Here is a 594-nt window from a genome sequence, read left to right as displayed (position 1 = left end):
TTTTACTGATGAGAAAGTGATTCAGGACTTTCCTCTTCGTGGCAAACCTGTTTATCTCCACGTAAGACGTCGTCGCTGGTATGACAAAGCTACCGGGGAAACGTTTTCTTATACCTACGATGATCTAACTGCCGAAGGAACGAAACTCACTCCTGAGTTCGTTGCTTTTTTAAAAGAAGAAGATTGAAACTACCCCGGCCAGCATAAGCTCCATAGCAGATGCTTATGGGGTAAACGGTAAACAGTTAACTTCCCAATACAAGGAGTTTATCAGCGCATACCGACAGTGGGACCAGCTAGGTCATGCCTCAGAATATGTCCTGTTCAAACAAAACATAGGTCCCGGCCTTTGTATTGACGAAACTTCTTTGAGCTGTGGAGAATTATACACAGTTGTCACTAACCGTGCTGGACGTGGTGGCAGAGGTACACTTGTGGCCATGATACGTGGCACGAAGTCTGAAGACGTCATAAAGGTGCTTGAAATGATTCATCTCTCCAGGCGCAAGACGGTCAAAGAGGTTACTTTGGATCTTTCACCGACCATGATGCGGATTGTCCGAACGACTTTTCCCAATGCCACTATGACCAATG

The 594-nt window shown here is 45.8% G+C and carries 2 protein-coding genes; both read left to right on the top strand.

Annotated features, from left to right (window positions below):
• The coding region (locus M1B78_RS18515) for an ISAon1 family transposase N-terminal region protein (RefSeq protein WP_257941503.1) at positions 1 to 187 on the top strand (187 nt) is incomplete at its 5' end.
• 181 nt (positions 188 to 368) lie between these two features.
• Positions 369 to 594: transposase (locus M1B78_RS18510; protein WP_257941502.1), on the top strand; the 226-nt coding region annotated here is incomplete at its 3' end.

Source organism: Bacteroides muris (ex Fokt et al. 2023) (assembly GCF_024704895.1).
In the GTDB taxonomy this organism is placed as follows: domain Bacteria; phylum Bacteroidota; class Bacteroidia; order Bacteroidales; family Bacteroidaceae; genus Bacteroides; species Bacteroides muris.
This window is presented reverse-complemented; position numbering and strand designations above follow the sequence as displayed.